Origin of the sequence: Solibacillus palustris, assembly GCF_022549215.1 — a bacterium.
Lineage (GTDB): Bacteria > Bacillota > Bacilli > Bacillales_A > Planococcaceae > Solibacillus > Solibacillus daqui.
Genome location: NZ_JAKZFC010000001.1, coordinates 448,618 through 464,209 on the forward strand (window position 1 = coordinate 448,618; position 15,592 = coordinate 464,209).

Annotated in this window: 15 protein-coding genes; 14 read left to right on the forward strand and 1 reads right to left on the reverse strand. The window is 36.9% G+C overall.

Annotated features, from left to right (window positions below; genetic code table 11):
* Nucleotides 1–144 precede the first annotated feature (144 nt).
* From LZ480_RS02040 to LZ480_RS02100, 13 genes are all read left to right on the forward strand, one after another.
* Nucleotides 145–540, forward strand: a complete 396-nt coding sequence (locus LZ480_RS02040; protein ID WP_241367675.1) for a flagellar protein FlaG — start codon at nucleotides 145–147, stop codon at nucleotides 538–540.
* 28 nt (nucleotides 541–568) lie between these two features.
* Nucleotides 569–3,181, forward strand: coding sequence for a flagellar filament capping protein FliD (fliD, locus tag LZ480_RS02045; RefSeq protein ID WP_241367676.1), 2,613 nt, complete (start codon nucleotides 569–571; stop codon nucleotides 3,179–3,181).
* An 18-nt stretch (nucleotides 3,182–3,199) separates the two neighbouring features.
* A complete protein-coding gene (locus LZ480_RS02050) occupies nucleotides 3,200–3,553 on the forward strand; it encodes a flagellar protein FliT (RefSeq protein WP_241367678.1) in 354 nt (117 codons plus the stop codon).
* Between the two features lie 27 nt (nucleotides 3,554–3,580).
* The gene (fliS, locus tag LZ480_RS02055) at nucleotides 3,581–3,985 is read left to right on the forward strand and encodes a flagellar export chaperone FliS (RefSeq protein ID WP_241367679.1); all 405 of its coding nucleotides are present in this window, start codon (nucleotides 3,581–3,583) and stop codon (nucleotides 3,983–3,985) included.
* 276 nt (nucleotides 3,986–4,261) lie between these two features.
* Nucleotides 4,262–5,359 carry a DNA sulfur modification protein DndB gene (locus tag LZ480_RS02060; RefSeq protein ID WP_241367680.1) on the forward strand — a complete coding sequence of 366 codons (1,098 nt, stop codon included), beginning with the start codon at nucleotides 4,262–4,264 and terminating at the stop codon, nucleotides 5,357–5,359.
* Complete coding sequence (locus LZ480_RS02065) at nucleotides 5,359–6,405, forward strand: DNA sulfur modification protein DndB (RefSeq protein WP_241367681.1); 1,047 nt, start codon at nucleotides 5,359–5,361, stop codon at nucleotides 6,403–6,405. The genes LZ480_RS02060 and LZ480_RS02065 overlap by 1 nt, the downstream gene beginning before the upstream one ends.
* Nucleotides 6,406–6,544: 139 nt before the next feature.
* Nucleotides 6,545–7,084, forward strand: a complete 540-nt coding sequence (locus LZ480_RS02070) for a competence protein ComK (protein WP_241367682.1) — start codon at nucleotides 6,545–6,547, stop codon at nucleotides 7,082–7,084.
* Nucleotides 7,085–7,168: 84 nt separating this feature from the next.
* The gene (locus LZ480_RS02075; protein ID WP_241367683.1) at nucleotides 7,169–8,824 is read left to right on the forward strand and encodes a phospho-sugar mutase; all 1,656 of its coding nucleotides are present in this window, start codon (nucleotides 7,169–7,171) and stop codon (nucleotides 8,822–8,824) included.
* Nucleotides 8,825–8,992: 168 nt separating this feature from the next.
* Entirely contained in the window at nucleotides 8,993–9,370 is a 378-nt protein-coding gene (locus LZ480_RS02080) for a PilZ domain-containing protein (protein WP_241367685.1), read from the forward strand.
* Nucleotides 9,371–9,494: 124 nt separating this feature from the next.
* Nucleotides 9,495–10,049, forward strand: coding sequence for a ribosome hibernation-promoting factor, HPF/YfiA family (gene hpf / locus LZ480_RS02085; RefSeq protein WP_241367686.1), 555 nt, complete (start codon nucleotides 9,495–9,497; stop codon nucleotides 10,047–10,049).
* A gap of 176 nt (nucleotides 10,050–10,225) precedes the next feature.
* Complete coding sequence (secA, locus tag LZ480_RS02090) at nucleotides 10,226–12,736, forward strand: preprotein translocase subunit SecA (RefSeq protein WP_241367687.1); 2,511 nt, start codon at nucleotides 10,226–10,228, stop codon at nucleotides 12,734–12,736.
* Nucleotides 12,737–13,009: 273 nt separating this feature from the next.
* Nucleotides 13,010–14,114, forward strand: a protein-coding gene (prfB, locus tag LZ480_RS02095) for a peptide chain release factor 2 (RefSeq protein ID WP_241368643.1) whose coding sequence is annotated in 2 segments (ribosomal slippage) — nucleotides 13,010–13,081 and nucleotides 13,083–14,114 — 1,104 coding nt in all. Because the reading frame shifts where the segments join, the coding sequence is not laid out codon by codon here.
* A 148-nt stretch (nucleotides 14,115–14,262) separates the two neighbouring features.
* Entirely contained in the window at nucleotides 14,263–14,616 is a 354-nt protein-coding gene (locus LZ480_RS02100) for a hypothetical protein (protein ID WP_241367689.1), read from the forward strand.
* A 2-nt stretch (nucleotides 14,617–14,618) separates the two neighbouring features.
* On the opposite strand, the gene LZ480_RS02105 is transcribed toward LZ480_RS02100, so the two are convergent.
* Nucleotides 14,619–15,110, reverse strand: a complete 492-nt coding sequence (locus LZ480_RS02105) for a competence protein ComK (RefSeq protein ID WP_241367690.1) — start codon at nucleotides 15,108–15,110, stop codon at nucleotides 14,619–14,621.
* 180 nt (nucleotides 15,111–15,290) lie between these two features.
* On the opposite strand from LZ480_RS02105, the gene LZ480_RS02110 reads away from it, so the two are divergent.
* On the forward strand, nucleotides 15,291–15,533 hold the full coding sequence (locus LZ480_RS02110; RefSeq protein WP_241367691.1) for an IDEAL domain-containing protein: 243 nt from the start codon (nucleotides 15,291–15,293) through the stop codon (nucleotides 15,531–15,533).
* Nucleotides 15,534–15,592: the final 59 nt, after the last annotated feature.

The window sequence follows — 15,592 nt, forward strand, 5'->3', positions numbered from 1 at the left end:
ATTTATTCCTAATGAGAGACTATATGTACATAAGAACGCCAGTATTTCTTCTATTAACATACAGAAGAAATACTGGAATTTTTTTATTTACAACCGATATTACATTTAGTAACGCTTGTATAGAATTCAGGGAGGATGAAAAACATGCGTATTTCAGGAAACGCCAATTTGGAGACGGCTGCAATGAATAGACCAGCAGCTATGCCTCAATCAATTGGAGAAAATGTAGTTCAGCAAGGAAACCAAACTACAATGAAACAACAGGCTACAACCGTTGAACGTGTGCAAAATTTATCGATTGACAATAGCGAAGAAACAAAAGCAAAAGTACAAGAAGCGGTCGATAAAATGAATGAAATGCTTGATGTAAATAACAGCGCTTCAAAGTTTATGTTTCATGAAGGTTTAGAACGTTATTATGTTACAGTAGTGGATCGTGAAACTGAAGAAGTAGTGAAGGAAATCCCACCAAAAAGATTATTAGATGCTTTTTATGAAATGCAAAAAATGCTCGGCATGATTGTTGATGAAAAAATATAAAGAGATTTAAAACGAGGAGGAAAATAGTATGGTAATGCGAGTTGGTGGTTTAGCGTCAGGAATGGATATTGATGCTTTAGTCGAAAAATTAATGCAAGCTGAAAAGGCGCCGTTAAACAAGCTTTTACAAAATAAAACAAGGTATGAGTGGCAACGTGATGCATATCGTGGGGTTAACACAAAATTAAAAACGTTTGATACGTATATTGCGGATAATTTAGTCTTAAAAACATTCAATTCTAAAACAGCATCAAGTTCGAATTCATCATTAGTATCTGCTGTGGCTACTGGTAAAGCATCGGGAACGCTTACAATCGAATCAGTATCTCAGCTTGCGACAGCAGCACGAGGTATTGGTGAGCAAACAAACTTTAAGAGTGATACGAAACTTAGCGATGCCTTAGATGGAAGTGTCCCAGCTTCAATTTCAATTCAATCGGTAGATAAGCAGGGGAATTTAATTGATCCGGTTAAAATAGATCTTACAAGCGATATGACTGTAGATGATTTAATGAGCAAAATTAATTCAAGTGGATCTGGAGTAAGTGCTATTTTTGAAAATGGACGATTATCTATTACAGCCAAAAATACAGGTAAGGCAGCTGAAGGAACATCCATTAAGCTTGATACGGACGGAGCAAATGTATTTACTAAATTAGGGTTGAAAGAAGCAGATATTAAAGAAGGGACAAATGCTAAGTTTGAAGTAAATGGTATTGCAACTGAGCGTTCTTCTAATAGCTTTAATATTAATGGTTATAATGTTACATTGAATTCGACTTTTAATGAGATGTCTGGACATTCAAATCGTGTAAAAGCTGCTCAAATTTCTAAAGATATTGCAGAAACAGCTATCACGAAAAAATTTGAAGATTTAAAAACTAAGTATGGTATAGATACTACGGGCAAGACTTTGGATGAAATTAATACAGAATTTACAGCAAAATTCGCGGAACTTGCAACAGATTATGCCGAAAAATTAAATACATCAAAAGAAAACTATTTAAATGCTTATAATAAAAAAATTAGTGGAACAACAGCAGGTGCTATATTTGATAATTTGACTACTGATGCCAAAAACTTTTTGAAAAATGTTTCGCTTGGGGCTAATGAAAAATTAACAGATGAACATTTTGATGGTACGACTTTATCGGATGCAGATAAAACAGCCTTATTAGAGCTCAATATTTCTGGTAGTGACATCGCTAAAATTAATGCGATTGATGAAAAAAAGGCTGCTCAAATTGAGGCTGAAACAGCATTACAAACAGCGAGTAGTGAAAGTATCGGTAACGGTTCAGATACAGCAGGTAATGTTTTTAGTGGATTATCAGAGGAAGCTAAAAATTTATTAAGTAATATGCCAGCTGGTGGTAAATTTACTAGTGAAATGTTCGATGATACATTTGATACAAATGAAATAGATAGGTTAGTGGCCTTATCATCGGATGATGTTTCGAAGCTAAAGGATGTCCAAACGAAAACTGCTGAAAAAGCAACAGCAGATGCAGCGGTTACCGCAGCAGTAGATGCAGATATTAATAAAGTTACAGCTGGTCAAGCATTAGATGGCTTATCTGCAGATGCACAAAAATTCTTAAAAGATAATAGTACAATAGATGATGCAACTATTGATGGTTCTTCGCTATCAGACGATGAAAAAGCATTATTAAAGACGTATACTGCAAGTCAGTTAACGGATTTGAAAGCTGTACAAACGACACAGGAAATTTTTAGTGCTGATAATGCAAAGTTACAGGACTTAAATAAAGATATGAATGAAGTAGTAAGTGCATATACCACTTATGAAGAAGCAGAAAAAACATTAAATGACATTAAGAATGAAACTCCTCCCGCTGAAGAAACCAAATCGTCTGCTGTGACATTAACTTCAACAACAAACGTTGACGAAATGATGACAAAGATTAAGGATTTTGTGAACACATATAATGGTTTAGTGAAAGATTTAAAGAATCAAACAAGTGAAACAAAGTATCGCGACTATGCCCCTTTGACAGATGAGCAAAAGAAAGATATGAAAGAAAATGAAATAAAACTTTGGGAAGAAAAAGCAAAGAGTGGTTTATTGCGTAACGATGCATTAATTAGTTCAGGCTTATCAGATATGCGTTCATTAGTATATCAATCAAACCCTGCTATTGAAGATTCGAAGTTTAACACATTGTACAGTATCGGGATTACATCATCTAAAAACTATAATGAAGGCGGCACATTAGAAATTGATGAAGATAAATTACGTAAAGCAATTGAAGAAAATCCTGATGCGGTAGAAAAACTTTTCAAAAATAGTGATGGTAAAAAAGAAGATACAATTCAAGTAACAGATCCAGTGACTGGTAATGTTATGACAAAAACAGTCGATTCTCGTGGTTACATAGATAAGTTGCGTGAATCTATGAAAAACTTCGAAATCTCAATCGAGAAAAAAGCAGGCCGTTCAACAATGACGGATGGACAGTATGCAATTGGTAAAAGCATTTTGGATACAGATAAGCGTATTTCTACTTGGCAGGACAAGTTAAAAAACATCGAAGCACGCTACTGGAAACAGTTCTCAGCAATGGAGCAGGCTATTAACAAGGCAAATTCACAGTCTTCTATGTTCATGCAAGGTCAATAATTAGTAGGTGGCATAAAAATGGAACAACAACTTTTACAAGTATCAGCGAAGCTCTATCAGCATTTGACAAATCTACCGACAGATGAGCAGAGAGATGAATACATTGAGAAAATTCACCAAATGTTGGATGAACGCGGTATAATGATCGAGAAAATGCAAAATGCAGGATTTCATGTTGATTTAGAAAATAAATCCCATGCAATGTTAGCACAACTCGACAAAGGGATTCGTGAGCGTCTTGACAAAGTGATGAAGACCATTCAGAATGATTTAAAAGACCTACAAAATGCAAAAAAAAATGAAAAGCAGTATATGAATCCATATGCGAATGTTCAAGTGATGGATGGTCGTTATTACGACAAAAAGAACTAATAAATAGCTTCAGAGGGAGTGTAATTTGTGTCTGCACAAACCAATGCTTATAACGCATACAAACAAAACAGCGTTACAACAGCCTCACCAGGTGAGTTAACATTAATGTTGTATAATGGATGCCTTAAGTTTTTAACGATGGCGAAAAGAGCAATTGAAGTGAAAGATGTACAAGCTAAAAACCTTAATCTTCAAAAGTCACAAGCCATTATTGCAGAATTAATGTCAACGCTTAATATGGATATCGAAATTTCAAAACAAATGCTACCATTATACGAATATATGAATCGTCGCCTTGTTGAAGCAAATATCCAAAATGACACTTCTATTATTGAAGAAGTCGAAGGGCTAGTAACTGAATTCCGCGATACTTGGAAGGAAGTTATCAAAATCACGCGTCAACAGCAATATGCTAATGTAGAGCAAGTATAAAATTTAAAAAATGCAGAAATGTAATGATTTTTGCGGATTAAATAAAACCGAACTATTCTTTGAAGTTCTCTTAATGAGATTCAAGATAGTTCGGATTTTTTATTTTACTTGAATATAGATTTTCTTGTGCTAGTTTGATTTCATGTTTTTTGGTATTTGTCAATAGCGTAGAAAAAAGTGTAATTTACGCAATAATTTTCTGAATAATCTGTAAAATAAATGTAGACGAATACAATGAGAACTAATATAATGTAAGATATTAGGAGGTATTGCAGGATGAATGTAACAGATATGCAAACGACTATTCGGGGAGTTGTATTTAACCAGTTTGGCCATTCTGTCGCAGCTGTTCAAATGCCACTTTCCATGTTGCAGTCCTTATTCAAAATTGATCCAGAAGTCCAGCGTGTGATTGATCCAAAAAGGCGAGCGGAAATTCGTGATTTTATCATTCTTAGTTTGGAAAAAAATGTCCCTTTTTATTTCTCGCCGCTAATCTTCTCGGGACGTGGAAAATTGCGGGCTGAGGGCGATATATTACACATTGAACCTGGAAATTATTTGTATATTCTGGACGGGATGCACAGAATAACCTCAATGCTTTCAGCGATTAGTCAGCTACAATCGGAGGCAGATATCGCAGAAGAGATTAATAAGCAAAATGACGCACAAAAGCTTCGTGAATTTGTAGAGGTGCTTTTAAATTATCCGGTTGCGATGCATGTGTTTTTAGACTTAACAATCGAACAGGAAAAATTGGCCTTTACGGATATTAATAACGAACGTAAGGAAATTCAAAGCGATCAGCTTATGCAATATGATCAGCGTGATGAGTATAGCCGATTGACAACGCGTGTTGCCAACAAGCTACAACAACATATGGTGATTGAAATGGCCTCTACGCGATTAACTGAAAATACGCACGCAGTGACCAATTTAACGATTATGAAACGTTGCTTTATTGCCCTTTTTGAAGGGATTATTACGCAGAAAAATGGACAGCCCTATTACCGGAATTGCAATCCAAAAGATGTACCTAAGATTGCTGAAAGCTTTTTTGCAGAGCTTTTCAAAGCATTTCCTAAAGAGATGTATGACCGCAAAAAATATGTAATTGGATTATCAGGAATTCAAATTACGCTTGCCTATTTAACCTTTTATTTAGTACGTGAATTGCGTATTACACATCTAGAAGCCATTCAACATATTCATCATTTAAAAAAACATTGTACGTTTCAACATGATGATCCACTCTTTCGATTTTTATATGATTCATCAAAAAAGCAGCTAAAAAATCATTCCACAACAACAGCAATTAAGCGCTTAATGCTTACCTTTCTCGAAATATTACATAAGGAGAGGGGGGAATCTTAATGTTTATTCATTCCGTTTTCAATAAAAAACAAACGTTTCTATTCTATTCAATTGAAGAATTTTTACATATGGCTCAGCTGAATAATTTGAAATTACGTAATACAAATCCAACTCATGTTAATAAAATTCGCAAGTATGTCGTGGATAATTTTATGAAGGAATCTATTTATTTTCCTCCGATTGTTGCTTGTCTGGAGGCAGGGGAAACGATTCAGACAGAAAAACCAATGCAATTAACAGTCATTGATGGCTCTAGTCGAATTAAGGCACTGACTGATTTTGATCATATGATTTTAAAATTAATTTCAGATGATGATGAGAAAAATCAGCGAAAAGGTTTCTTTCTTAAATATCGTTTGAAGGAAATGAAAATTGCTGTACAAATATTTGAGGGTTTATCTGAAGAGGAAATCAATCAATTATATATTGATATGAATTCAAAGGGGAAAAAGGTGGCATTATCCAAACGAATTTCTCATGATTCCCGTGATGCGATAAATGTAGCAACGAATAAATTAATGGCATCGCATAAAGGGCTGAATCTTGCAGGGATTGAAGTGGAGCGGGCGTCTGTTATTCGACCAAATAATCAAAAGTTTTTATCGCTTGCGCAATTACGAACCATCGTTATTTTGTTTATAACGGGGACGACATCTATTCGAAATGTGAATTTAGATAACTACGGGCAGCGTGAGTTTGATGAGGTTTTTGACTTGCTTTGTATTTGGTTTGATGAGCTATTTGCTCTCCATCCAGCTGAAACGGTTGGCGATTATCATCAAACCATGCTCGCAAGCTTTTCGATGATTTATGCTATTGTGCACTATGTAAATTTCGAATTAAATGATGTGCCGATTAAAAAACGAGAATTGATTCTTCGAAAACGAATGAAAGCGCTGCATTCAATTGATTGGCGCAGGGATCAAGATCTGTGGCTACAATTTGAAGGCAATTTTAAAGGAAAAGACCAATATTATTATATAAACCAAAATAAACGGACTACTTCGGCCATTGTTAAATGGTTGTTCAGTAAGGGAGGTGAGTAGTATGTGAAAGAACCAAAATAAAAAACCTTAAGTGAGCATCCGGCAAAGAATTTCACTTAAGGTTTTGGACGTCGGAGTATACCGACTAGTTTTAGTATACTCCTTTTTATTGTAAATTTCTAGAAGGGGGCTAAAATTTATGTTTAAAGATGAAAATATTGAAGGAGCTATTGCATTAATTCCGCGATATGACGACTTCGGAAGTATTTACACATTAATTGTAAAACGTACGGGCATTGTAAAATCTAAATTAACGCCAAAGCAATTACTCGATAAGCAATTACGTAAAATCGGATCAAGCTTAAGAGGGGCAAAGGATGCTGCATATTATTTGATTGGTTCAACATCGATGCATCCAATTTTATTGCAACTATATCCAACAATCCATGTGTGGTTGCCAACTGAATCGATGCGCAATGATACATGTGCTTATTTATTATTACATCATATTATTAACTATGCTGCAGATTCGGCAAAGGATACGATTGTGTATGGGATTGAAGGTTTTGAATTTATAGTTCCTACTACATGTTCAAAATTTGCTAATCGTTTTCAGGAAGCGCAGAGTATGCAAAGTAAAGTTTATTGCCAGCAACATTTTTCTTATGAAGCTCTTGTACAAAAAGAGAGAACTACAATACACTGCGCCGAGATGCATGAAACTTATTTAGAGAAATAAAGACATTGCCTTTAGCAAAAGATGTTATTCTTTTACTAAGGGCTTTTGCATATATATGAACAATTCAATTTGAGGAGCATATAGATGAACGAACAATTACTTTACGAACAATGGGTAAAACAATCCCTTTATACAGAAGATTTAGAAGCAATCTCTACTAACGTTCAAGAAATCCAAGACAGCTTCCACCAACAGCTACAATTCGGCACGGGCGGTCTACGTGGCAAACTAGGCCCAGGCACAAATCGTATGAACACACATACAATTCGTCTTGTGGCAGAAGGATTGGCTCGCCAAATTGAACAACAGGGTGAAGTAGCGAAAATGCGCGGAGTGGTCATTGCTTACGATACACGCCATTTTTCACAAGACTTTGGATACGAAACAGCTGGCGTTTTGGCCGCGCATGGTATTCAAAGCTATGTATTCAAAGAAAGTAGGCCGACTCCGGAATTAAGCTTTGCCGTACGATACTTGGCTGCTTATGCAGGTGTTGTTATTACAGCCAGTCATAATCCGAAACAATATAACGGTTTTAAAGTGTATGGCGAGGACGGCGCACAGCTTACACCACAATTTGCAAATGACATTGTCGCGCATATGCAAGCGGTAGATTCGATTTTTGATATTCCGAATTTGTCAAGGTCTCAACTACAAAGCTCAGATTTGTGTGTAGAAATACTAGAAAAATTGGATGATGCGTATTTACAGGCGCTTTCAAAGATTCAACTTAACAAAAATGGTAAAAAAGATATGGGAATTGTCTATACACCTATACATGGGGCAGGGCTTGAGCCGACGATTCGAGGATTACAAAATTTTGGTTTTACGAATGTGCATCTGTTACAACAACAGGCAGTTCAAGATGGGGATTTTCCAACCGTTATTTATCCAAATCCAGAGGAAGCCGAGGCGTTTAAACTAGCAATGAAGCTTGGTAAGGAAGTAAGCGCACAATTATTGCTAGCAACAGATCCTGATGCCGATCGTCTAGGTGTGGCAGTGCTCGTTGACGGTGCTTATAAGCTATTAACGGGTAATCAATTAGGCGCGCTACTTCTCGATTATATTTTGTCAGCTCAGCCAGCTGAGCCAAATGCGGCGATGATTAAAACAATCGTGACTTCGGAACTTGGTGCGGCTGTGGCACAGAAATACGGTGTGGCAACTGTGAACACGTTAACGGGTTTTAAATATATCGCGGAAAAAATAGCAGAATGGGAGCTAACAAAAGAGCACAAATTTATTTTTGGCTACGAAGAAAGCTATGGCTATTTAGTGAGCGATGTTGTACGCGATAAAGATGCAGTGCAAATTGCGTTACTAACTGCGGAAATGGCTGCGTATTATGCTGCAACTGGCAAAACACTAGTGGACGTGCTAACGGCGCTATATGAGGAGCACGGGTTTTATCAAGAAGCATTAATCTCACTGACATTTGAAGGAATGGAAGGACAGCAAAAAATTACTTCAATTATGGAGGCATTTCGTAAACAACCACCAAAACGATTTGCGGATATAGCCGTTAGGAAAATGGAGGATTATTTAACGGAGTCGATTAACGGTCTACCTCAAGCCGATGTAATAAAATTTATATTAGAGGATGATTCGTGGATTTGCGTACGACCTTCAGGAACAGAGCCGAAGTGTAAATTTTATATTGGGGTGAAAACAGAGAGCTTGTTAGAAAGTGAACAAAAAATTGAACAATTAAAGTCTGCATTACAGCAGTGGGCTTAATAAAATGAGTATCTCGCAAAATGAGATACTCATTTTATTTTCAACTTTTGAAACAGATTTCTGAGGAATGCTACTTAAATTAAAAAGGTGAATATTATACAATTTATGTAATGTTAAAGGTATAATGTGGGTATGTAAAGAATTAATGTAATCGCTAGGAGGATTAAAATGACTTTTAAACGGACAGAGGGATTTCGTTTTAGTTTTGGAGAGCCAATTCCAGCAAAATATATCATCTTAGTTGACGGTAAACCAGAAGACCAAAAATTGACAAAATATAGCTGTGAAATATTAGATATTAGCCCACATGGAATGAAAATGTTTTCTTTTCATGATATTGGTGAAAATAGTAGTGAGCTGTTGCAGCTTGAAGTTCAATTTATTTTAGACGAAATTTTAATTAAAGCCATTGGAGAAATCGTATGGAAAAAAGATTTCGGTAGCAAAATTCAATATGGGTTAATTTTTGTAGGACAACCCCAAGTTGAAGAATTAATAATAAGCGAATTAAAACTTCGCCGTAAAAAAGAAGTAGGTCATCGGTAAAGATTAAACCTTCCATCAAGATGTAACGAAATGTCGAAATTTGAAAAACATTTTTAAAATCTAGAAGGGATTTTACCAACTGTGTAGAATTAGTAATTATAGCCGTAATGAAGGAGGAGTTCACATGCTAAACTTTAACATTCGTGGTGAGAACATTGAGGTAACTCCAGCGATTCGCGATTATGTTGAATCAAAAATTGAAAAGGTAGAACGTTATTTTAATGACGACCTAAACGCGAACGCTAATGTTAATTTAAAGGTGTACAACGACAAACAAACTAAGGTAGAAGTAACAATTCCGATGAAGAATTTAACGCTTCGTGCTGAGGAACGTCACAATGACATGTATGCAGCAGTTGACTTAATCGTTGATAAATTAGAGCGCCAAATTCGTAAACATAAAACAAAAGTAAATCGCAAATTCCGTGATCGTGAAGGCGCTGGGCTATATTTTGCAGCGGTAACGCAAGCAGGAGCAACAACAGAGTCGTCTGAAGAAGAGTACACAATTGTTCGTACAAAACAATTCGACTTAAAGCCAATGGATCAAGAAGAAGCAATTTTACAAATGAACATGCTAGGTCACGACTTCTACATCTACACAGACGCAGAGTCAGACGGCACAAGCATCGTTTACAAACGAAAAGACGGCAAATACGGCTTAATTGAAACAAACTAACATTCCAAACGAACTGCCTGTAATGGGGAGTTCGTTTTTTAAATGGTGACTGTCGCTATTCTTTTTACACAGAATGAACATCCTAACTATACAGAGATATGGTGCTGATTTGCGCCTTACCTATAACTAATGGTAAAATGCAGTTTGAGACTATTTATTGGGAAGTGACCAATTCGATGGCAAATTTATTAAATAAATTATTTGATTTCAATAAAAAAGAAGTAAAGCGTTTAGAAAAGACGGCAGATAAGGTGGAGGCATTAGCAGGACAGTTTGAAAGCCTATCTGACGAAGCATTAAAAGCAAAAACAGAAGAATATAAAAGTCGTTTCCAAAACGGTGAAACAGTAGAGCAATTATTACCAGAAACCTTCGCAACGATTCGTGAAGCATCTCGCCGTGTATTAGGGATGTTCCCATTCCGCGTACAAATTATGGGTGCTGCAGCGTTAAACGAAGGTAACATCGCAGAGATGAAAACCGGTGAAGGTAAAACGTTAACAGCGACAATGTCTGTTTACTTAAACGCCATTACTGGGAAGGGTGTACATGTTGTAACAGTCAACGAATATTTAGCAAGCCGTGACGCGCGTGAAATGGGTGAGCTGTATGAATGGTTAGGCTTAACAGTCGGCTTAAACTTAAACAGCTTATCAAAAGAAGAAAAACGAGAAGCCTATGCTGCGGATATTACGTATTCAACGAATAACGAGCTAGGGTTCGACTATTTACGTGACAACATGGTGCTATATAAAGAAGACCGTGTACAACGTAAATTACACTATGCGGTAATCGATGAGGTAGACTCGATTTTAATCGACGAAGCACGTACACCGTTAATTATTTCTGGACAAGCTGGTAAAACAGCACAGCTTTATGTACAATCAAATGCCTTTGTGCGTATGCTAAAGCAAGATGAAGACTACAACTACGAGGAATCGACAAAAGGTGTAACGTTAACAGAAGCAGGTATCGAAAAAGCCGAGCGTTCGTTTGGTATTGATAACTTATTCGATTTAGCACATGTTCGTTTAAACCATGCGATTAACCAAAGCTTAAAAGCACATGCATCAATGCATTTAGATGTTGATTATGTTGTGCAGGACGGCGAAATCGTTATCGTTGACGGCTTCACAGGTCGCTTAATGAAAGGGCGTCGTTATTCAGACGGCTTACACCAAGCAATTGAAGCGAAAGAAAGCTTAGATATTCAAAACGAGTCAATGACAATGGCAACCGTTACATTCCAAAACTACTTCCGTATGTACGAAAAACTGTCTGGTATGACAGGTACAGCGAAAACAGAAGAAGAGGAATTCCGTAATATTTACAATATGCAAGTTGTCGCAATTCCAACGAACAAGCCTATCGCGCGTGATGACCGTGCGGATTTAATTTATGCAACAATGGATGGTAAATTCAGAGCAGTTGCTGAAGACATTGCTGAGCGTCACCGAGCTGGCCAACCAGTTTTAGTTGGTACTGTTGCGATTGAAACGTCTGAGATTATTTCAAAATACTTAACGAAATTTAAAATTCCACATAACGTATTAAACGCGAAAAACCACGAAAAAGAAGCGGAAATTATTTTAAACGCGGGTCAAAAAGGTGCGGTAACAATCGCAACTAACATGGCCGGTCGTGGTACGGATATTAAACCGGGTGAAGGCGTACTTGAAGTTGGTGGTTTAGCAGTAATTGGTACAGAGCGTCACGAGTCACGTCGTATCGATAATCAGCTACGCGGTCGTTCTGGTCGTCAAGGGAACCCAGGGGTAACGCAATTCTATCTTTCTTTAGAAGATGAATTGATGCGTCGTTTCGGTTCGGACAAAATGAAATCAATGATGACACGACTTGGTATGGATGATTCTCAACCAATTCAATCAGGCATGGTTTCAAAGGCGGTAGAATCTGCGCAAAAACGTGTAGAAGGTAATAACTTTGATGCGCGTAAACGATTATTACAATATGATGATGTATTACGTCAGCAACGTGAAGTAATCTACAAAGAGCGTGAAGATGTACTGGATTCTGAAAATATGCGTGAGTTAGTAGAGTCGATGATTGCACAAGCCATTGAAAATGCAGTAGCTGTTCATACGCAAGGTGAAAAGGATACTTGGACACTTGATGCACTAGAAGATTACATCGCAGCCAACCTTTTAGATGAAGGCGATCTGACAAAAGCAGATTTAGAAACAAAATCACCTGAAGAGATGATGGCGTTTATTTCTGAAAAAGTAACAGCGCGCTACAATGAAAAAGAAGAAGCAATGACAGCTGAGCGTATGCGTGAGTTCGAAAAAGTTATTTTACTTCGTTCAATTGATACGAAATGGATTGACCATATCGACGCGATGGATCAATTACGTCAAGGGATTCATCTGCGAGCATACGGTCAAAACGATCCTTTACGTGAATACCAACAAGAAGGCTTCGCAATGTTCGAGGATATGGTAGCAGCAGTGCGTGAAGACGTGGCGAAATATGCGTTAAAAGCAGAAATTCGTAGCAACTTACAACGTGAAGAGGTAGCAAAAGGTCAAGCAGTGAACCCAAAAGAAGAGGGTGCTGCAAAGCCAAAAAAATTACCAACACGTAAAGCCGAAAACATCGGACGCAACGACCCATGCCCATGCGGTAGCGGCAAAAAATACAAATCATGCCACGGCGTAGGACAATAAAGTAAGTAAAGAAAACAAGGTCATTGAAACCAAACTCAATGACCTAGTTTGTTTTTTAGGTTGTAATAAAATTTAATCGTAGTTTAAAGATGTGTGATTTTTTTAAAATAGTAGTTAGACGTAGTGAAAGGGAGGCAGACTCCACCGGGAAAAGCGTGGCGCCTGAGACTACAGGCTCAGGCCACGCCCGGGGAAAGGGTACTCCCTGTAGCGTAGGCTAACGGCTAAAAAAAGCCACACTCTAAAACACTATACAACGGAGGAAAATAAATGATGGAATTAGCAGACGTGCGGAATGCGCTCGAAAATACAGCTACAAAACTAGCGGACTTCAGGGGGTCTCTTTGACTTAGAAAACAAAGAGGCACGTATCCAAGAATTAGATGAGTTAATGTTAGAGCCAAATTTTTGGAACGACCAGCAAGGCGCTCAGACAATTATTAACGAATCAAATGGCATTAAATCGGTCGTTAACGAATACAACGATTTAATCTCAACACAAGAAAATCTAGAAATGACATTAGAATTGTTACGCGAAGAGCCGGACGAAGAATTACAAGAAGAGCTTGGAAATGAGCTAGCAGAGTACCGAGAAAAAGTTGAAGCGTTCGAATTACAAATGTTATTATCTGAGCCATATGATAAAAACAATGCCATTTTAGAGCTTCATCCAGGTGCAGGTGGTACTGAGTCTCAAGACTGGGGTTCGATGCTTTTGCGAATGTACCAACGTTGGGCAGATAAGCGTGGCTTTAAAGTCGAAACATTGGACTATTTACCGGGCGATGAAGCAGGGATCAAATCGGTTACTTTAAAAATCTCTGGTCATAATGCTTACGGTTATTTAAAGGCAGAAAAAGGTGTTCACCGTTTAGTACGTATTTCGCCGTTTGATTCATCAGGTCGTCGCCATACATCATTCGTTTCATGTGATGTGATGCCAGAATTTAATGATGAAATTGAAATCGAGGTTCGTGCAGAAGATTTAAAAATTGATACGTATCGTGCAACAGGTGCGGGTGGTCAGCACATTAACACGACGGACTCTGCTGTTCGAATTACGCATGCGCCTACAGGGGTTGTTGTACAATGTCAGGCAGAGCGTTCACAAATTAAAAACCGTGAAGCTGCGATGAAGATGTTGAAATCGAAACTGTATCAATTAGAAATTGAAAAGCAACAAGCACAATTAGATGAAATCCGTGGTGAGCAAAAAGAAATTGGCTGGGGTTCACAAATTCGTTCGTATGTATTCCACCCATATTCAATGGTTAAAGATCACCGCACAAGCGCAGAAACAGGCAATGTTGGTGCGGTAATGGATGGCGATTTAGATTTATTCATAACAGCGTATTTACGTTCAAAAATTTCATACTGATTTATGATTGGGAATGTCCTAGAAGCGATTCAGGGGCATTCCCTTCTTTATAGTGAAAATTTAATTAGATGTAGTTGGGACTTGTCAAATAGATGAGGATATGTGATAATAAATACGAACAAACGTTCTTAAAATAAGGAGGCATTTTATGCTACAAATCCCTTCTGGAACGATTCCGTATTATGAATCAGGCATTTATTTGCCGTTATTGTTAATCATTCTTGAAAAAGATCAACGAATTATTGAGCAAAGTCCGTTCAAGTTTAAAACGCCATATTTACAATTAATTGATGCTACACGAATAAAAATTGAGCAAGATTTAAAAGAAACGAAGGACTATTTTACACTTCATCAGATGCGCTTAGTTAGAGGAAAAACGGATGATTTGTTTACCGAGTATCAATTTTATTTTGGTGGGGTCATGGAGTGTAGAAGATATTCGAATATTCGCCTTCGTAATCAAAGTGAGTTACTTCTTGCTGAATATATTGGAAAGTCTTAAGGTCATATTAAAGCTTTGCGTTGTAATATAAGGTTTTTATAGTAAAGAACAGCTCTTACGTATTGCTGATTAAATGATTTTAAGTGCACAGGGAAAATTTGCTCTGTACCATCGACAAATGTCACCAATGTTGATTCGTTCATTTCTTCAATATTAATAATGGCATTGACCGTCACCCAAATATTTTGTTTTGAATGAGGAGAAAACAAAGGGAATACAACACAAGGATCCCCAAAGTTATAGGCAACCATAATCGGTACTTTATGTCGATTATGCCCCAAAAATTCTCTCGCTTGCTGTGTAGTTGCTTCAAATGTTGAGCCGTTTAACGTACAAGTATGTCGAATTACTCTCAAAGGTGGGAATGACATTGTAGTTTTTCCGTGCTTGTCTAATATTACTGTGAAAACTTTGTCGGAATTTGGTTGTGAAATTAAGCAATAGGTCGAATTAGTAATATAGTACTTAGATATTTGTTCGCTATTTCGATTCATTGTAGACTCCTTTCTTATGAAAAAATACTTAAATTTTCACTATATATCTAAATTAATGCATAAAAAGTCAAAAATCAACACAATTTTTAGAAAATTCTGTAAGAAGATAATTATTCAGAATATATTGCAAATTAAATATGGTTTATCTTATAATGGAAAAAAGAGATCGAGGTGATATCGATGGATAAATATTATTCATATACAGACTTTTTAAAAGCAGTAGGCCATCAGCCAACAGAAAATCAAGCAGAAAAGTTGTTAGGTGAAATTTATTTAGATTTATTTATTAGTCGAATACAACGTATATATCGTATCGAACAATTAAAAACGCTAATCGATAATTCATTAGATCAGAAGAACCAGCGAGATTTTTATACCTATGCTTCCGAACTAAAAATGCTAATGGAAGCACCGATTTCTTAAACAGAGAAAGCTACCTAAATAGTTAGGTAGCTTTTTGTGTGTGGAAAATTAGTCTACTC